The organism is Stenotrophomonas sp. PFBMAA-4, assembly GCF_030053215.1.
Lineage (GTDB): Bacteria > Pseudomonadota > Gammaproteobacteria > Xanthomonadales > Xanthomonadaceae > Stenotrophomonas.
Window position 1 is genome coordinate 44,603 of sequence record NZ_JASGBW010000023.1, and the last position, 18,667, is coordinate 63,269.

Annotated in this window: 13 protein-coding genes and 1 riboswitch; of the genes, 6 read left to right on the forward strand and 7 right to left on the reverse strand. The window is 68.0% G+C overall.

Annotation, left to right across the window (positions count from 1 at the left end; translation table 11 throughout):
• Positions 1-172: 172 nt before the first annotated feature.
• Together QMZ26_RS14760 and QMZ26_RS14765 are read right to left on the reverse strand one after the other, a co-directional pair.
• Positions 173-619 carry a hypothetical protein gene (locus QMZ26_RS14760; RefSeq protein ID WP_283221895.1) on the reverse strand — a complete coding sequence of 149 codons (447 nt, stop codon included), beginning with the start codon at positions 617-619 and terminating at the stop codon, positions 173-175.
• Positions 620-642: 23 nt separating this feature from the next.
• Entirely contained in the window at positions 643-2,625 is a 1,983-nt protein-coding gene (locus tag QMZ26_RS14765) for a catalase (RefSeq protein WP_283221908.1), read from the reverse strand.
• 233 nt (positions 2,626-2,858) lie between these two features.
• On the opposite strand from QMZ26_RS14765, the gene QMZ26_RS14770 reads away from it, so the two are divergent.
• The 3 genes from QMZ26_RS14770 to QMZ26_RS14780 all read left to right on the forward strand — a co-directional run bounded on the left by QMZ26_RS14770 (position 2,859) and on the right by QMZ26_RS14780 (position 5,575).
• A complete protein-coding gene (locus QMZ26_RS14770; protein WP_200732643.1) occupies positions 2,859-3,581 on the forward strand; it encodes an AraC family transcriptional regulator in 723 nt (240 codons plus the stop codon).
• Positions 3,582-3,662: 81 nt separating this feature from the next.
• The gene (locus QMZ26_RS14775; protein WP_283221896.1) at positions 3,663-5,024 is read left to right on the forward strand and encodes an amino acid permease; all 1,362 of its coding nucleotides are present in this window, start codon (positions 3,663-3,665) and stop codon (positions 5,022-5,024) included.
• A 140-nt stretch (positions 5,025-5,164) separates the two neighbouring features.
• The gene (locus QMZ26_RS14780) at positions 5,165-5,575 is read left to right on the forward strand and encodes a VOC family protein (protein WP_079222771.1); all 411 of its coding nucleotides are present in this window, start codon (positions 5,165-5,167) and stop codon (positions 5,573-5,575) included.
• A gap of 58 nt (positions 5,576-5,633) precedes the next feature.
• Here the strand turns inward: QMZ26_RS14780 and gcvP are convergent, their stop codons facing one another.
• Complete coding sequence (gcvP, locus tag QMZ26_RS14785) at positions 5,634-8,501, reverse strand: aminomethyl-transferring glycine dehydrogenase (RefSeq protein WP_079222770.1); 2,868 nt, start codon at positions 8,499-8,501, stop codon at positions 5,634-5,636.
• Between the two features lie 62 nt (positions 8,502-8,563).
• Positions 8,564-8,666, reverse strand: a riboswitch (glycine riboswitch).
• A gap of 308 nt (positions 8,667-8,974) precedes the next feature.
• On the opposite strand from gcvP, the gene QMZ26_RS14790 reads away from it, so the two are divergent.
• From QMZ26_RS14790 to QMZ26_RS14800, 3 genes are all read left to right on the forward strand, one after another.
• Positions 8,975-10,201: a multidrug effflux MFS transporter gene (locus tag QMZ26_RS14790; protein WP_200732641.1), complete on the forward strand. Its 1,227-nt coding sequence runs from the start codon at positions 8,975-8,977 to the stop codon at positions 10,199-10,201.
• 140 nt (positions 10,202-10,341) lie between these two features.
• Complete coding sequence (locus QMZ26_RS14795) at positions 10,342-11,235, forward strand: siderophore-interacting protein (RefSeq protein WP_283221897.1); 894 nt, start codon at positions 10,342-10,344, stop codon at positions 11,233-11,235.
• Positions 11,236-11,315: 80 nt separating this feature from the next.
• Complete coding sequence (locus tag QMZ26_RS14800; RefSeq protein WP_200732639.1) at positions 11,316-11,720, forward strand: hypothetical protein; 405 nt, start codon at positions 11,316-11,318, stop codon at positions 11,718-11,720.
• A 101-nt stretch (positions 11,721-11,821) separates the two neighbouring features.
• On the opposite strand, the gene QMZ26_RS14805 is transcribed toward QMZ26_RS14800, so the two are convergent.
• From QMZ26_RS14805 to QMZ26_RS14820, 4 genes are all read right to left on the reverse strand, one after another.
• The gene (locus tag QMZ26_RS14805) at positions 11,822-13,786 is read right to left on the reverse strand and encodes a M2 family metallopeptidase (RefSeq protein WP_283221898.1); all 1,965 of its coding nucleotides are present in this window, start codon (positions 13,784-13,786) and stop codon (positions 11,822-11,824) included.
• 521 nt (positions 13,787-14,307) lie between these two features.
• The gene (locus tag QMZ26_RS14810) at positions 14,308-15,957 is read right to left on the reverse strand and encodes a phosphoethanolamine--lipid A transferase (RefSeq protein WP_283221899.1); all 1,650 of its coding nucleotides are present in this window, start codon (positions 15,955-15,957) and stop codon (positions 14,308-14,310) included.
• On the reverse strand, positions 15,954-16,721 hold the full coding sequence (locus tag QMZ26_RS14815) for a phosphatase PAP2 family protein (protein WP_283221909.1): 768 nt from the start codon (positions 16,719-16,721) through the stop codon (positions 15,954-15,956). Before QMZ26_RS14815 ends, QMZ26_RS14810 begins: the two co-directional genes overlap by 4 nt.
• A gap of 111 nt (positions 16,722-16,832) precedes the next feature.
• Positions 16,833-18,554 carry a glycosyltransferase family 39 protein gene (locus QMZ26_RS14820; RefSeq protein WP_283221910.1) on the reverse strand — a complete coding sequence of 574 codons (1,722 nt, stop codon included), beginning with the start codon at positions 18,552-18,554 and terminating at the stop codon, positions 16,833-16,835.
• Positions 18,555-18,667 lie beyond the last annotated feature (113 nt).

The following is an 18,667-nucleotide window of genomic DNA, read 5'->3' on the forward strand; positions in this document are numbered from 1 at the left end:
GCGCCGGTAGAGTCGAGCAAGCTCGACTCTACCGCGCGGCCCCCTTTTTCGGCGATGCTCGCTGGGGTGCTCGCTTGGAGCCGAGGGAGGAGGCATGGACAGCAACGAAACCGAAGGCGCGCAGATCCCGCACCTGGCATTGCAGGTGCGGTTGGGGCTGCCTGGGTGATTATCAAGCTCTGGCGCGCGTTCGGGCAGCCTTTTTTGCTGCTGTCTTGCGTGCCGCCGTCTTCCGCGCACGGGTTGCCGCCGCCTTCTTGGCGGCGGCGCTGCGGGTTGCGGCGGTAGTTTTCTTCGCCGCGGCTTTCTTCGTCGCGGTTTTCTTTGCCGTCGTGGATGCGGGGGCTCTCTTTGCAGCCGACTTCTTCGCAGGCGCCTTACTCGCTGCTGACTTCTTTGTAGCAGTCTTCTTTGCAGCGGCTTTCTTCGCAGGCGCCTTCTTCGCCGCCTTGCGCCCGCTGCCGCTGCGCTTGCCACCGCCATCCTGCTTGTTGACGGTGGCCCACGCGATGCGTTCGGCCGTACTCTCACTGGCGCCGCGCGCGCGTTCGCTTTCCTCGATGTGCTCGGCTTGGCGCTTCTGCTTGTCGGTGTAGGCAGATTTCTCACCACGGGGCATGTCGCTTCTCCTGTAGGGAACGATCAGGCCAGCAGGCGCAGCTTGGGTTCGCGTGCCCACTGGCGGGTGGCCGCGGCAGCGAGGAAGCCCTTGGCGTCCTCGGCTTCCACGGTGCCGGCATCGTTGCCCACGCGGGCGGCCTTCAACAGCGCCTGGCCACCGGCATCGCTGGCAATGGCCTTCAGGTGTGCCCACGCATGGCTGACGAATTCGACGGCAGCGGCTTCCTTGGCCAGCGCCTTGGCCCCGTCCGCACTGAGCACCACGGCCACGGCATCGAACACCGCCGAGGGCGTGCCCGCCAGCTGGCCATCGGCAGCCTGACGCTTGCCGTCGCTGAGGGTGGCGCCACCCACTTTCGGCGCCACCAGTTTCACTTCGGCACCGGCCTTCTGCGCGGCCTTGCGCAGGCTGGCGATCAGCCCCGCATCAGAGCCCTCATCGAACAGGATGCCGATGCAGCGCCCCTGCAGCGTGTCTTTCGTGCGGCCGATGATGCGCACTTCCGGAACGGCGGGCATGTCCTGTGCGGGCGTTGCGGTCGGTGCAGCATCAGGCAGGTCGGCCAGGGCCAGGCCATCGGCCACGCGCTTGGCCAATGTCTCGTCGATGTTGCGCAGGTGGCTGACGGTACGCACGCGCACCTTCAGTGTTTCCACCTTGGACAGCTCGAACACCAGCGCAGACGCGAGGTGGGCCTGCTCTGGCTTTTCCAGGCTGCGGAAGAACGCGCGCGCCTGGCTGTAGTGGTCGGCGAAGCTCGCCGCACGCGTGCGGCCCTTGCGGCCATCATCGGCGGTTGCATGGCTGCGGAACCCGGCAGCGGTTTCGCGCGGGCTGTCGTCCTCCAGCGAGCTGGGGTCGTAGGCCACGCGGCCCTTCGGCACCTGCATCTGCATGTGCCCATCGCGCTGGTGGTTGGCAAAGGGGCATTTGGGGGCATTGACCGGAATCTGGTGGAAGTTCGGCCCACCCAGGCGGATCAGCTGCGTGTCCAGATAGGAGAACAGGCGGCCCTGCAGCAGCGGATCGTTGCTGAAATCGATGCCGGGCGGCACGTTGGCGGGGCAGAACGCCACCTGCTCGGTCTCTGCGAAGAAATTGTCCGGCCAGCGGTCCAGCACCATGCGCCCGATCACCTTCAGCGGCGCCAGCGATTCGGGAATGATCTTGGTCGGGTCGAGGTGGTCGAACGGGAACGCCTCAGCCTCTTCTTCGGTGAACAGCTGCACCGCCAGTTCCCATTCGGGGAAGTCGCCGCGCTGGATCGCCTCGAACAGGTCGCGGCGATGGAAATCGTTGTCGGCGGCCTGCAATTTCAGCGCTTCGTCCCACACGGTGGACTGGATGCCCAGCTTCGGCCGCCAGTGGAACTTGACGAACGTGGAGTCGCCGTTCTCGTTCAACAGGCGGAAGCTGTGCACGCCGAAGCCCTCGATCATGCGCAGCGAACGCGGGATGCCACGGTCGCTCATCGCCCACATGATCATGTGCATCGATTCGGGCATCAGCGAAATGAAATCCCAGAACGTGTCATGCGCGCTGGCGGCCTGCGGGAACGCACGGTCCGGCTCCATCTTCACCGCATGCACGAGGTCGGGAAACTTCATCGCATCCTGGATGAAGAACACCGGGATGTTGTTGCCGACCAGGTCCCAGTTGCCTTCCGGCGTGTAGAACTTGACCGCGAAGCCGCGCACGTCGCGCGGGGTGTCGACCGAGCCGGCGCCGCCGGCCACGGTGGAGAAGCGGGTGAACACCGGCGTCTTCGTGCCCACTTCGGTGAGCACGCGGGCGCGGGTGTACTTCGCCAGCGAACGGGTCAGTTCGAAATAGCCATGGGCGGCGCTGCCGCGCGCATGCACGATGCGTTCGGGAATGCGCTCGTGGTCGAAGTGGGTGATCTTCTCGCGGAGGATGAAGTCCTCCAGCAGGGTGGGGCCGCGCGGGCCTTCGCGCAGCGAGTTCTGGTTGTCGGCCACCGGAATGCCCTGTGCGGTGGTCATCGCCGGATGCGTGCCGCCGGCTTGCAGGTGCAGTTCGTCAGCGTCGCCGCGCTGCTGGGCCTGGGACGTCTGGGACGGGGCGGGTGCGCGCTTGCCGGTCGGCTTGCTGGCGGCCATCGGGGGGGTCTCCGGGATACGAGGGGTCAAGCCATGACAGTCGCCCCCGGGCCGTTAACCCACGGTCCGCCGCGGGTGAACGTACAGGCAAAAGCGGGCTCGGGTATGCTTGCTGCATGCGAGTCGAGCCCACCGACATCGAAGCCCTGTTCGACGCCATTCCGGACGTGCTGTTCTTCATGAAGGACCGCCAGGGCCGCTACACCCACGTCAACCAGACCATGCTGCGGCGGCTGGGCCTGCGTGCGCGCAAGGATGTCATCGGCCGCACCGCTGCCGAGATCTACCCGACCGGCCTGAGCGCGGATTACGTGGACCAGGACGCACGCGTGCTGTCCGGTGAAGTGATCGAGAACCTGATGGAGCTGCACCTGTTCGCCAACCGCGAACCGGGCTGGTGCCTGACCTGCAAGCGGCCGCTGCTGGTGGATGGCAGCATCGAGGGGCTGATCGGCATCTCCCGCGACCTGGGCCAGAAGGACAGCCTGGGCACCCAGTACGAGCAGCTGCGCCTGGCCCTGGCCCACCTCAACGCGCACTACGCCGAGAACGTGCGCATGCAGACCCTGCTGGACATCACCGGTTTCTCGCTGTCCAAGCTGGAGCGCAGCTTCCGCAAGGTGTTCCAGATGACCCCGCAGCAGGTGCTGACCCGGCTGCGCATCCAGATGGCCATGCACCTGCTGCACGGCGACGACAGCATCGCCTGCATCGGCCAGGCCTGCGGTTTCAGCGACCAGAGTGCGTTCACCCGCAAATTCAAGGCTGAAACCGGTTTCTCGCCGCGTGCCTATCGGGCCCGTATCGGGGGGAGTGTCGGCGAGGCCCTGCTGTCCTGAGCGGTCTGCTGCACTGTGCCTATCCCCGTGGGTGGGGGACAATGTAAGGTGACGCCCCTGTAGCCGCCGCCAGTCCCGCCGATGCCCGCCAGCCCCGTTACGCCTTCCCGCCTTGGCCATTCGCTCAAGCCGCGCCAGTTGATCATGATGGGCCTGGGCAGCGCGATCGGCGCCGGCCTGTTCCTCGGTTCCGGCGTGGGCGTGCAGGCGGCCGGCCCGGCCGTGCTGGTGTCCTACCTGGTGGCCGGCGCGCTGGTGATCATCGTGATGAATGCCCTGGGCGAAATGGCCGCGGCCAAGCCGACCAGTGGCGCGTTCTCGGTGTATGCGGCCGATGCCATGGGCGCCACCGCCGGTGCCACCGTGGGCTGGTTGTGGTGGGTGCAGCTGGTCATCGTCATCGCCGCCGAGGCGGTGGGTGCGGCCGGCCTGCTGGCCACGGTCTGGCCGGTGATACCGGTCCCGATGGCGGCGCTGGCCTTCATGCTGTTCTTCACTGCGATCAACCTGCTCGGGGTGAAGAACTTCGGCGAGTTCGAATTCTGGTTCGCCATCCTCAAGGTGGCCGCCATCCTGGCCTTCATCGCCATCGGCATCGCCCTGCTGATGGGCTGGCTGCCGCAGGTGGCCTCGCCGGGGCTGAGCAACTTCACCCAGCACGGCGGCTTCGCGCCGAAGGGCCTGGCCGGCATCGGCGCGGCCCTGCTGGTGGTGGTGTTCGCCTTCGGCGGCACCGAGATCGTGGCGGTGGCCGCCGCCGAAACCGAAGACCCCGAGCGCAGCATCGCCCGTGCCATCCGCACCGTGGCCTGGCGCATCCTGGTGTTCTACATCGGCTCGCTCAGCGTGATCATCGCCGTGGTGCCGTGGACCAGCGAGTCGCTGAAGTCGCCGTTTGCCGCCGTGCTCGCGGTCGCCAACATTCCGGGCGCGGCCACGGCCATCACCCTGATCGCGGTGATCGCGCTGCTGTCGGCGCTCAATGCCAACCTCTACGGTGCCTCGCGCATGATGTATTCGCTGGCGCAGCGCCGCGAAGCCCCCGCCGTGCTGGGCTGGACCGACCCGCGCCAGGTGCCGGTCATCGCCGTGCTGGCCAGCGTGCTGTTCGGCTTCGCCGCCACCATCATGGAGCTGCTGTTCCCGGACAAGGTGCTGCCGGTGCTGCTCAACATCGTCGGCTCCACCTGCCTGCTGGTGTGGACGCTGTCGCTGGTTTCGCAGCTGGTGCTGCGCCGTCGTGCCGATCGCCTGGGCGCCCGCCTGCCGTTCCGCATGGCCGGCTTCCCGTGGCTGACGGTGTGCGCGCTGGGCATCCTGGCGCTGATCTTCGGCCTGCTGCTGAGCGAGGCGCATACGCGCCTGCAGTTCCTGTCGATGGTGGCGCTGACCGCGGCCATCGCCGCCGGCAGTGCCATTGCGCGGCGCATGCGCGAGGCGTAATTCTGTAGAGCCGACCCGACGGTCGGCTGCTGTTCGCGCGGCCGCCAGCCGAGCATGGGCTCGGCTCTACAGAAGGCATACATCCGCCGTGCCATCCTGATCGCTTGGGCCGTCACCGGCCCGTCGAACAGGAGTACCGCATGCTGCGCAGTCGCCCGTTCCTGATGTTCACCGGCCAGGCCGAGGCCGCCATGGCCCTGTACGCCGACGCCTTCGCCGATTTCCGCCTGCTGGCCCTGCAACATCACCCCGAAGGTGCCGGCGCCGGCGTGCCCGGCCAGGTGCGCCAGGCCATCTTCCTGCTGGGTGGCACCCACTACCTGTGCTTCGACAGCCTGGACGTGCACGACTTTACGTTCAGTCCGTCGATCTCGCTGTTCGTCGAATGCGCCGGCAGCGAGCAGTTCGAGCGCGCGGCGCGGGTGCTGGGCGAGGGCGGGCACTGGCTGATGCCGGTGGGGGACTACGATTTCAGCAACCGCTACGGCTGGGTACAGGACCGCTACGGCGTGTCGTGGCAGTTGAGCCTGGGGCAGATGCCGGACCCGTGAGGCACAACGAAAACGGCCCGCTTGCGCGGGCCGTTCCGTTTACCGATCCATCGGGAATTTACGCCTCGACTTCGTCGTCCTTGTAGGCATCGACCGGGATGCAGGCGCACATCACGTTCTTGTCGCCGTACACGTTGTCGACGCGGGCCACCGGCGGCCAGTACTTCTGCAGCTTCAGGCTGGGCAGCGGGAAGGCCGCCAGCTCACGCGGGTAGGCGTGGGTCCACTCGCTGGCGGTCACCGCCGTCGCGGTATGCGGGGCGTTCTTCAGCGGGTTGTCCTCGCGGTCCAGGCGGCCGTCCTCGATCGCGCGGATTTCCTCGCGGATCTGGATCATCGCGTCGATGAAGCGGTCCAGCTCGTGCAGCGATTCGCTCTCGGTCGGCTCGACCATCAGCGTGCCGGCCACCGGGAAGCTCAGGGTCGGGGCATGGAAGCCGAAGTCGATCAGGCGCTTGGCCACGTCTTCGGCGCCGATGCCGCTGGTCTTCTCCAGCGGGCGCACGTCGAGGATGCACTCGTGCGCCACCAGGCCGTTGCGGCCGGTGTACAGGGTCTTGAAGTGCGGGGCCAGGCGCTTGGCGATGTAGTTGGCGTTGAGCTGGGCCACCTGGGTGGCCTTGCGCAGGCCTTCGCTGCCCATCATGGCGATGTACATCCAGCTGATCGGCAGGATCGAGGCGCTGCCGAAGCTGGCCGCGCTGACCATGCCGACCGGGCCGTTGTCACCCAGCTTGCCCGGCAGGAACGGGGCCAGGTGTTCCTTCACCGCGCACGGGCCGACGCCCGGGCCGCCGCCGCCGTGCGGGATGCAGAAGGTCTTGTGCAGGTTCAGGTGGGAAACGTCCGAACCCCACTTGCCCGGCTTGGCCACGCCGACCAGGGCGTTCATGTTGGCGCCGTCGGTGTACACCTGGCCGCCATGCTGGTGGATGATCTCGCAGATCTCGACCACTTCTTCCTCGAACACGCCGTGCGTGGAGGGGTAGGTGATCATGATCGCGGCCAGGCGGTCGCTGTACTTCTCGGCGTTGATGCGGATGTCTTCGACATCGACGTTGCCGTTGGCATCGGTCTTGGTCACCACGACCTTCATGCCGCACATCTGCGCCGAGGCCGGGTTGGTGCCGTGCGCCGAATCCGGAATCAGGCAGATGTCGCGATGATCTTCGCCGCGCGAGCGGTGGTAGGCGCGGATCGCCAGCAGGCCGGCGTACTCGCCCTGCGCGCCGGAGTTCGGCTGCAGGCTGACCGCGTCGTAGCCGGTGCACTCCACCAGCATCGCTTCCAGCGAGTCGATCAGCTCCTTGTAGCCCAGCGCCTGGTCGGCCGGCACCAGCGGATGGATCTGCGAGAACTCCGGCCAGGTCACCGGGATCATCTCGGCGGTGGCGTTGAGCTTCATGGTGCACGAGCCCAGCGGGATCATCGTGCGGTCCATCGCCAGGTCCTTGTCGGCCAGCGAACGCAGGTAGCGCAGCAGTTCGTGCTCGCTATGGTGGGTGTTGAACACCGGGTGGGTCAGGAATTCCGACTGGCGCAGCAGGGCCGCCGGCAGTGCGTCGGCGGTGCTGGCATCCAGTGCGTCAACGTCGGCCTGCGCACCGAACACGGCGGCCAGGGCGACGATGTCGGCGCGGGTCGCGGTCTCGTCCAGGCTGATGCCGACCGAGTCGCTGTCGATCGCGCGCAGGTTGTAACCGGCGGCGCGGGCCTTGGCGTGGATCTCATCGGCATGCACGCCGGTGATGTGCAGGGTGTCGAAGAAATCGCCACCCACCTGCACGCCGGCATTGCGCAGCGATGCGGCCAGGATCGAGGCCAGGCGGTGGGTACGACGGGCGATGCGGGCCAGGCCTTCCGGGCCGTGGTAGACGGCGTACATCGAGGCCATCACCGCCAGCAGCACCTGCGCGGTGCAGATGTTGGAGGTGGCCTTCTCGCGGCGGATGTGCTGCTCGCGGGTCTGCAGGGTCAGGCGGTAGGCCGGCTTGCCTTCGGCATCGATGGAGACACCGATCAGGCGGCCGGGCATCGAGCGCTTGTAGGCATCACGGCAGGCCATGAACGCGGCGTGCGGGCCGCCGAAACCAAACGGCACGCCGAAACGCTGGCTGTTGCCGACCACGATGTCCGCGCCCCATTCGCCGGGGGCGGCCAGCAGGGTCAGGGCCAGCAGGTCGGTGGCCACGGCCACCAGGCCGCCGCGCGCGTGCACGGCATCCACCAGCGCCTTGTAGTCGCCGACCTGGCCGAAGGTGTCCGGGTACTGCAGCAGCAGGCCGAAGGCCTCCGCTTCCAGCGCTTCGGCCGGGGTGCCCACGCGCAGCACGATGCCCATGGGCTCGGCGCGGGTGCGCAGCAGTTCCAGCGTCTGCGGGTGCACGGCGTCGTGCACGAAGAAGGTGTCCGACTTCGACTTGGCCGAACGCTTGGCCAGGGTCATCGCTTCAGCGGCGGCGGTGGCTTCGTCCAGCAGCGAGGCGTTGGCGATTTCCATGCCGGTCAGGTCGGCACACAGGGTCTGGAAGTTGATCAGCGCTTCCATGCGGCCCTGCGAGATTTCCGCCTGGTACGGGGTGTAGGCGGTGTACCAGGCCGGGTTTTCCAGGATGTTGCGCAGGATCACGTTCGGCGTGTGGGTACCGTAGTAGCCCTGGCCGATGAAGCTGCGCAGCACGGTGTTCTTGTCGGCAATGGCACGGATCTTGGCCAGCGCCTGCACTTCGGTCATCGATTCCGGCAGTGCCAGCGGCGCGGGCGACTTGATCCTGGCCGGCACGATGGCATCGGTCATCGCATCCAGCGTGGCGTGGCCGAGGACATCGAGCATCTGCGCGACCTCGGCATCGTTGGGGCCGATGTGGCGCTCGACGAACGCGGAATGATGCTCAAGCTCACGCAGGGAGGGGGTGTTCTGGGACATGGCGAAGGATCCGTCAGGAAAGGGCACACGCACGGGCACAAGCCGCCGGCTGGCGGTCTGCGGGGCGCCCCTCTGTCCTTTTGCCTGAGAGTTTAAAAGCGCGGCTGGCCGCAGCTTCGTGCCCCTTCGGCGCCGGATCGAACCGGTCTCTCCAGAGTTCTGTTACGGGTGGTATCGGGCCTGAGCGATTACGGGCGTTGCGCCTTCGGCAGCGGTGTTCCGCTTCTCCCACCATGTTGCCCGTCGATTATAGCGGGTTGCCGCCGCTGAACACGGGCCCGGAACCGGGGCAGGGCGCCTGCGCGCCTGAATGGCCGATGGCCCGGCCATGCGTTTCGTGCAGTGGTCGATGGCATCGGCCGCAATCCGGGCCTATCATGGCCGGACTCTCGTATTCATCTGGCGCCGTCCCTGCTGCAGGGGATCGGCGCCCGCCGTGCGTGCCGCGCATGGCCCTGCCGGACGCTTTGCCGATGACCCCCGCTGTTGCCCCCTCCACCCGACGCATGGCCCTGCTGCTTGCCGGCCTGGCCATGTTCGGCCCGTTCTCGATCGACACCATCTTCCCGGCCTTCCCGCAGCTGGCCCAGCGCCTGGCGGTGGATGAGGTGGCGGTGCAGCAGACCATCAGCGTCTACCTGCTGTTCTACGCGTTGATGAGCCTGGCGCACGGACCGCTGTCCGATGCCTGGGGCCGCAAGCGGGTGATCCTCGGCGGCCTGGTGGTGTTCATCGGCGCCTCGGTCGGCTGCGCGCTGTCCACCGACCTGAGCACCCTGCTGGTGTTCCGCGCGCTGCAGGGCCTGTCGGCCGGCGTGGGCATGATCGTCGGCCGCGCGGTCATCCGCGATCTGTACCACGGCCACGATGCGCAGCGGCTGATGAGCCAGGTATCGATGCTGTTCGGCATCGCCCCGGCCATCGCGCCCATCATCGGCGGCTGGATCCTGCTCAGTGGCGCCGGCTGGCCGCTGATCTTCTGGTTCCTGGTGGCGTTCTCGCTGCTGCTGCTGGTGTGCACCGCCCGCTTCATGCCGGAGACCCACCCGGTGGAGGCACGCGTGCCGTTGTCGCCGCGCGTGCTGATGCGCGACTACGTACGCATCGGCTTCAACCCGCGCTTCCTGCGCCTGGCCCTGGCTGGCAGCGTCGGTTTCGGTGGCATCTTCCTGTACATCGCCTCGGCGCCGGTGTTCGTCATGCAGCACCTGCACCTGGGCGAAGGTGGTTTCGCCTGGTTGTTCATCCCCACCATCGGCGGCATGACCACCGGTTCGTTCCTGTCCGGGCGCATGGCCGGGCGCACCACGCCCACCCGCCAGGTCGCCATCGGTTTCACCCTGTGCGCGGTGTCGGTGCTGCTCAACGTCGGCTACGTGTCCCTGGCACCGCAGTTCGTGCTGCCGTGGGCGGTGCTGCCGATCTTCCTGGGCGGCATGGGCATGGCGCTGATCTTCCCGATCCTGGCGCTGGCGGTGCTGGACATGTACCCGCACCAGCGCGGCCTGGCCTCCTCGCTGCAGGCGTTCATCCAGCTGATGATCAGCACCGTGGTGGCCGGCGTGGTGTCGCCGCTGCTGAGTGGCAGCCCGCTGCACCTGGCCCTGGGACAGGCCGCCTTCTTCGCGGGCGGCTTCGTGTTCTGGTACTGGGAACACCGCCGTGAGCGCGCAGTGCAGGCAGTGGCCACCGGCCTTTGAGCACCGCGCAGGGGCAGGGCGGCGCAAGCGTCCCCCGGCCCCTTGCGGCGCTGCAGCGGCGGGCTAGGCTGGGTGTTCCAGCCAGCCACTGCACGGGTGCATGACGGCCAGCCGATCCGAAGCCGTCGCGAGGTACCCCCATGGCTGCGCAGCAGACCTACCGCCTGTTCGAGGTGGCGCTGAAGGAGCGCCGCGTCCTTTCCCCCTCCCTGCACCGCCTGGTGTTCACCGGCGCCGACGTGGCGCGGATGAAGACCGAGGGCCCGGACCAGCGGATCAAGGTGTTTTTTCCCTTGCCCGGCCAGGACGCCCCGGACGTGCCCAGCGGCGAGGACTGGTACGCCCGCTACCGCGCCCTGGCCGACGACCAGCGGCCGCCGATGCGCACCTACACCCTTCGCCAGCTGCGCGCCGCGCAGGGCGAGGTCGACGTCGATTTTGTCCTGCACGGTGAAACCGGGCCGGCCTCGCGCTGGGCCACGCATGCCCGGCCCGGTGACCGCGTGGTGCTGCTGGCTCCGGATGCCGATTGCGCCGAGAGCAGCGACGGTTGGGAATGGAAGCCGCCGGCCGGGGTCGGCCAGATGCTGCTGGTGGCTGACGAGACCGCGCTGCCGGCGGTGGCTGGCATCCTCGAGGAACTGGCCGCGCAGGTAGATCCGCCGCGCGTGCTGGCCCTGCTGGAAGTGGCGGGCGAGGGCGGTGCCATCGCCTTGAAGGCGCCGCCCACTGCCGAACTGATGTGGCTGCCGCGCGGCCAGGCCGCTTACGGCCAGGCGCTTGTGGAGGCCGTGCAGGCACGGTTGGCCGCCTCGTCGGCGGTTACCGGGGAAGCGCTGGACGAGATCGACGTGGACGCACAGATCCTGTGGGAGCAGTCCGACGCGGGCGTGGCCGGGCCGTTCTACGCCTGGGTGGCCGGCGAGGCCGGGGCCGTGATGGCGATCCGCCGCCACCTGGTCCGCGACTGCGGGCTGGACCGCCGTGCGCTGACGTTCATGGGCTACTGGCGGCAGGGCCGGGTGCTGGACTGAGCAGGCGGGGCCGGCGCCCGTGAAGCGGCGTCATGGCCGGGGTGCGTTATCCTTGCGCCCCCTCGTCGCGGTACCGCCCCATGTCCACCACCTCCAAGACCCGTCGCGACCAGCGCCGCCGCCAGGAAGAAAAGGCTGCCAACAAGGCCGCTGCCCAGGCCTCGCCGGTGGGCTCGCCTGTCGAGCCGCATGCCGAACTGCGCGATGCGCAGCGCACGCTGCTGGCTGGCGTCGTGCGCCGCGATGGCGAATGGGTGCTGGGCATGGATGGCCGCATCGCCGGCCACAGCGAGAGTGCCGCGCAGGTGCTCGCGCTGATCATGCAGGCCGGTGAACTGCACGAGCGCAAGGGCACGCCGGTACGCCTGGTCTATTCCGATGCGCTGCGCGATGCCGCGCAGGCCGAGGCCAAGGAGAAGGGCCAGACCTTCGAGGAATACAAGGCCGAGCTGGCCGCCGCAATGGCGGCGAAAAAGAACAACTGACCTGCAGTTGCGGTAGTGCCGGCCGCTGGCCGGCAACCCATTGCCGGCCAGCGGCCGGCACTACCAGAAAGGGGCGGATCCTTGCGGACCCGCCCCTTCTTTCATTTCGCCGCCGGTGCCGCGCTGGCCTGCCAGCCGCACATCTGGCCCTGGTTCTGCTGCTTCAGCCAGTCGTTGACCGGGCTGAAGTACTCGATCATCGGGCCGGCATCGAGCTTGTCGCTGCCGGTCAGCTCCTTCAGCGTGGCCTGCCACGGCTGGCTGGCGCCCTTGCTCAGCATCGCCCAGTACTTCTGCCCGGCTTCCTTGTTGCCGTAGAAGGTGCACTCATGCAGCGGGCCCTTGTAGCCGGCCGCATCGCACAGGCCCTTGTAGAACTGGAACTGCAGGATGCGCGCCAGGAAGTAGCGGGTGTACGGCGTGTTGCCCGGCACGTGGTACTTCGCGCCCGGATCGAAGAATTCCTCGCCGCGGGTGCTGGCCGGGGCCACGCCCTGGTACTTGGCCTTCAGGTCCCACCAGGCCTTGTTGTAGTTGTCCGGGGTGATCGAGCCATCGAACACGCCCCAGCGCCAGCGGTCGATCATCAGGCCGAACGGCAGGAACGACACGCCGGACAGGGCCATGCGCATCTGGTTGTTGATGACCGCCTCGCGGCTTTCGCTCGGCGCGTCCACCAGGCCGATCGAGCTCAGGTACTTGGGCGTCATCGCCAGCACGATGGTGTCGCCGATCGCTTCGTGGAAGCCATCGTTGGCACCGCCCTGGAACAGCGGCGGCAGCGGGTTGTAGGCCAGGTCGTAATAGATGTGGCCCAGCTCATGGTAGATGGTGGTGAAATTCTCTTCGTTCGGCTTGATGCACATCTTGGTGCGCACGTCGCCTTCCATGTTCATGTCCCAGGCACTGGCGTGGCAGACCACGTCGCGGTCATCGGGCTTGATGAACTGGGTGCGTTCCCAGTACGTCTGCGGCAGCGAGGGCATGCCCAGCGACACGTAGAAATCCTGCGCGCGCTCGGTCATCTGCTTGGCGGTGCGCAGTTCGGCCTCGCGCTGCGCCTTGTACTGCGCCGCCACGTTGGCATCCTTGCCGGCCTTGGCCAGCGCCGCGCTCAGGTTGGCCTGGTACTGCTTTTCCAGCGCTGCGGTGATGTCCAGGCTGCCGGCACCGGGGTACGGTTCCAGCTGGTCCCACAGGTTGGACCAGTCCTGCTGCCACATGTTGCCCAGCAGGTGCGCGGCGATCAGGCCGTTGCCCACTTCGGCCTTGTCCTTGCCATAGGTCTTGTCCAGCTTGCCGCGCGCGTAGCAGTGCAGCTGCTCGTACATCGGCTTGACCTGCTCCCACAGGCGGTCGGTTTCCGGCCCGATCTGCTCCGGCGGCATGTCATAACCGCTGCGCCACATCTGCCCGGCATCGGTGAAGCCCATGCCCTTGGCGCCTTCATTGACCAGGCTGACGAACTGCTGGTAGTCGCCGCGCATGCTCCTGGTGGTGCTGTGCCAGCCCTGCCAGGCGTCGAGCTGCGTGTCGTAGTCGCGGCTGCGCGCCAGCACCTGTTCCAGCTCGCCGAGCTGGCGGCAGGAGTTGGGATCGTTGGCATCGGTGCAGTACTTGCCCGCGCCGTAGCTGCCTTCCATGCGGGTGGCGATCTGGGTCAGCTGGGCCAGCTTGGCCGGATCACGCGGCGCCGGCATCGAGGACATCAGCTTCAGCAGGTGGATGGCGCGCTTGCTGTCCTCGCTCATCGGCTGGCCGTCGTACTTGCCGGCCTGCTCGATCCAGCTGTTGAGCTGGGTCAGCGAGCGCTCGTTGGCCTTGGCGGCGATGCGTTCGGAATCGCTGTTGATGTAGGTGGAGGACAGCCACTGTGCCGAGGTCATCTCCGGGTAGGCGGCCTTGAATTCGGCGTTGATGCGGGCGACGAACTGGTCGGCGGTCTCGCCGGCGGGCGCGCTGGCGGTGGCGGCCTCGGTGCCGGGCGAAGGTTCCTTCTTGCAGGCGACCAGGGCCAGCGTGGCGGCGGCGATTGCCGAGGCCAGCAGGAGATGGCGGTGAGTCACGGGCGGTCCTTGGGTGGTGAACGACGGCCGAAGGCTAGTGGGCGCGCGTGCCTACCGCAAGTGGGGAAAGTTGGTGGGGTCGGCAGGGCTGCGCCCTGCACCTGCAGAGGCCAAGGCAACGTCAACGTCAAAAGCGGGCTATCCGTGGGTTGGCCGGCGCCTGTTGGTGGGTGCCGACCGTTGGTCGGCACATCTGTCAGATATCGAATGAATTCATCCACGCATGGCGTGGATCTACCGTGCCGACCAACGGTCGGCACCCACCATCAGCAGCGGGAATCGGCACCCACCTGAGCAGAAAGCCGTTCCGACAGATCGCGGAAAACTGTCGAAGGCGGGGTGGGTCCGGTTGAGGGGGCGTGAGCCGCATGGATGCGGCGACCGAGCTTACATGGATGTACTTGCAGCGTCCCCCTCAACCGGACCCACCCCGCCAACCCACGGAATGCAGGCTTTTGACGTTGCTTCGGCTCTGGCTTGAAGCAGGTGCAGGGCTGCAAGCCCTGCCAGAACCCGCCCCCTCAGCTCTCGCAGCCGGCGAACAGGTCCCGGTCACGCTCGTACAGCGCCGTCTTCACCTGCATCAACCCCAGCACCGACGGGAACAGGTTGTCGTGGTCGGTGTACGCCGCCGAACGCTTGCGCACGCACTGCAGGTCGAGCCCGCGGCTGCTGGCAAAGCCCGGCGAGAACCACATCGTCATCGGCACGCGGGTCTGCTCGGCCGGCGCGATCGCGTAGGGCACGCCGTGCAGGAACAGGCCCTTCTCGCCCAGCGATTCACCATGGTCGGACAGGTAGATCATTGCCGTGTCGTAGTCCCGCAGGCCCTGCAGCGTGCCGATCGTCCTGCTCAGGAAGTGGTCGGTGTAGAGCACCGCGTTGTCGTAGCTGTTGGTGATTTCCTCGCGCGTGCAACGGCCGATGTCACGCGTGTCGCAGGTCGGCTTGAAGCGGGCGAAGGCGGCCGGGTAGCGCTCGAAGTACGCCGGGCCATGGTTGCCCAGCTGGTGCAGCACCACCACGCGGTCACCGGGCTTGGCGCGCACCTGCGTGGCCAGGTCCTGCAGCAGGATCTCGTCCATGCAGCGGCCATCGGCACACAGGCCCGGCGTGGTCGCGTCGGACAGTGACTGGAAGTCCAGGCCTTCGCACACGCCCTTGCAGCCGGACTGGTTGTCACGCCACAGCGGCGCGATGCCGGCGCGGTTCAGAACGTGCAACAGCGACTGGTGGGCGCGGATCTTCTTTTCGTCGTAGTCATGGCGTCCCCACGGCGAGAACAGGCACGGCAGCGAGACTTCGGTGCTGGTGCCGCACGAATGCATGTCCGGGAAGTTGATCACCGGTGCCTGTGCCAGTTCCGGGGTGGTGTTGCGGCCACCGTTGAGGCCCCAGTCCTGCGCACGCACGGTTTCGCCCATCACGATCACCAGCAGCCGCGGCTTGCTGGCCGGTGCGCGCGGGGTGGCCTTGGCATCGGTGCCGATCGGCAGTTTCGGCGCGCGCTGCACCGGGTTGTCGCCGCGCAGTGCGCGCGGCATGCCCAGCAGCACGTTGGCCGGGGTGGCCAGGTAGCGCACTTCGCGCTGGTTGCGCATCAGCGCCGAGACATCCTGGAACGAGATCAGCGCGCCACCCACGACAGTGACCGCCGCCACCAGCAGGAAGCCGGCGCGCCACAGCAGGGCGCGGCCCCAGCTGCGGCGGCGCAGCTCCACCCGCCACAGCAGCGCCATGGGCAGTACCGCCAGCAGCAGCACCGGCCACACCAGCGACACCGTCATCAGCTCGCGGCTTTCCTTCGGGTCGGTGGCCAGCACGTTGCGCAGCATGTCCGCATCCAGGTAGATGTGGTACTGGCTCATGTAGTGCGCGGCGAAGGCGGTCACCAGCAGCAGCACGCTGGTCACCACCTTGGCATTCCAGCGCCACACCAGGATGCCCAGCAGCACGCCATGCGCGCCCAACAGCAGCAGGAACAGCGACAGCGCGTAGCGCAGGCTGCCGGGATGGCTGGCCATGGCGCTGTGCCAGAACAGGCCGTTGCCGGCGACGGCGAAGAACAGGCTGGTCAGCACGATCAGCGCTTCGGTGGACAGCTGCGGGCGCCAGCGGCGAAGGCTGGCCAGCGCCGGCAGGCGGAACGAACGTTGGACCGATGCATTCATGCACGTGCCTCCTGGCGGGTCGGACGTTCCTGCGTGCGCCGGGCCAGCAGCCGCTCCGTGATCAGGAACAGGCCCAGCGACAGCAGCCAACACAGCAACGCCGTGGCAACGTCATGCGAAAGGAAGTGGGCGCCGCGCAGCTGCTGGCTGATGCCAAACACCAGGCCGCTGCCGAGGCCGATCCACAGCCCGGCCCAGCGCCAGGCCGGGCGCCAGAGCAGGGCGAAGAAGTACAGGCACAGCCAGGCGTAACCGGCGCTGGCATGGCCAGCCGGGAAACAGGCGCGCGCGGCCATGCCCTCGGGGCGGCTGGCCAGCAGGCCGATGAAAGGCTCGTGGCCGCCATAGCGCAGCAGGTCCCACGGGCAATCCATCGGCACCAGCGCCTTCAGCAGCGAGATCAGGCCGGTACCCAGCGCGATGGCCGCCACCACATAGAGCAGCGCCCAGCGCAGGGTGCGGTCACGGCCGCGGCGCCAGTGGTGGAAGCACAGCAGGATCGCGACCAGCGCTGCAGCGGTGCTCAGCCACTTGCCACCCTTGTGCACGACCGAACGGGTCAGCCAGGCATCCTGCAGCGCCCAATGGCCACCTTCCAGCCGGAACAGGTGATCGGCCACCCATTGGTCACCGCCGAAGCCCATCAACAGGGTGAACAGCGGAAGGCCGATGGCCACGGGCAGCAGCAGATGCGTCAGCGCGAACCGCGACGCGAGCCACGAAGGCGTGAAGGCAAAGGCCGGGACAAGGGGACGAGCGGGCATGCGGGAAGGGGCCATGACAGGAATCCGCGGCCATGCTCGTCACCTTCATGTCGGAGAAGGGTCGTACATCCGTTCGCGCCGGGTTAATGCGATCCCGGGGGGAGCCAGGGTTCAGTCTTCTTCTTCCGATGCACCGGCACGTTCGGCATGGCAACGGGCGTCCCACGCGCTGCCCGGCAGCAGTTGCCAGCGGTTCCGGTTGGCGATGCCGATGTCGACCACCTGGGCCGGATCGACGCAGGGGCTCATCGCCTTGTCCAGCACCAGCACCCAGCGCTTTTCCGGGGCCTCGGCCAGCCACGGGCCGGCATCGTGCCACTGCTCTGCCCAGGGGCGCTTGAAGCCGAACTCGCGCACCGGCCGGTCGGCCTGCAGCAGGTTCTGTTCGCGCCAGGCCACCAGGGCCAGTTCGGCATCGGGTCCGATCCGCTTGCCAACCCGGTTCATCAGCGACGAGGCGGAGGCGTAGGGGTCCAGCGTCGGCATCAGCACCAGCCCATAGAGCATCCACAGCATGCCGTGGGTGAGCAGGACCAGCACGGCCGCACGGCGCACGCGCAGCCACACCGCCAGCGTGGCCACGGCAATGGCGAACACCAGCAGGCCGTTGCCCAGCACCGGCAGCAGCGAATCGGGCATCGCCCGCCGTGCCAGCTGTGCCTGCGCCCAGTGGCTGTCGGTCATCATCATCACGCCCAGGGTGCCGGTGGCGAGCATCAGCAGCAGGCTGTAGCCGAACAGGTAGCGGCGCACGCACAGGCGGCGCAGCAGGCCCGGCAGCAGCGGGGCCACGGCCAGCGCCATCGCCGGCAGCATCGGCAGCACGTACACCTCGCGCTTGCCCGGGCTGGCGGTGAAGAACAGCAGCACCAGCAACGCCCAGCCCAGCAGCAGCCACTGCCGGCGGTCGGCACGGCGCAGGCGGCGCCACCACGGCCTGGCCAGCAGCGGCAGCAGCAGGCTGCCGGGCAGCCACAGCGTCAGGATCACCTGCAGGTAGTACCAGACCGGCTGGCGGTGGTGCCAGGCATTGGCGTAGCGCGTGCCGGTCTGCTTGAACAGCAGTTCGTGCGCGTAGGACTGCAGCGATGCGCTGGGCTCGTGCAGCAGCGCCCAGCCCAGCGGCGCCAGCCACACCGCCACGCCCAGCAGGAATGCCGGCACCACCCACAGCAGGGTGGCCGGGTGCGGGCCCGCCACGGCCTGCCCGCGGCGGCGCTGGTACAGCCACCAGCCGAACCACGGCAGCACCATCAGCAGCGGCAGGAAGCCCACGCCCTTGGTGACCGTACCCAGGCCGGCGGCGAAGCCGGCCAGCCACAGCGCCGGCAGGTTGCGGCGCTCAGCCAGATGGCGCAGCAGGCCCCACAGGGCCACGGTGGTCATTCCCACCAGCACCATGTCGATCTGTGCGCGCTTGGCCATCAGCCCGAACTGCAGCGTGCAGAACAGCGCGGCCATCGCGTACAGCGAATGCCGTGGCGACCACAGCCGTCGCGCCAGGTCCGAGACCAGCCACAGGCTCAGCAGGGCGGCCAACAGCGAGGGCAGCAGGAAGGACCAGTGCCAGCTGCCGACCACCTGGTGGGCCACCGCCTGCAGCCACATGAACACCGGCGGCTTTTCCGCGTAGAGCTCGCTGCCACGGTGCGGCAGCAGCCATTCCCCGCTTTCCACCATGGTGCGCGCGGCCAGCACGAAGCGCGGCTCGTCCGGCGGCTGCGGCTGGCGCATGCCGATGCCGGCGCCCAGCGAGGCGATCATGAGCAGCCACAACAGGGGCAGGAACCAGCGGCGGGACAGGGCTACGGGCACGGCGGGCTCCGGAAGCAAAACGGCCATTGTGGAAGGGCAGGCGTGGGAAAGGCGTCGGAGGTGGGCGCAGGGCGACCGCATTCCGACATGGGCAGCGCTACCATGGTACGAACTTCCGTGGACATTCCGTG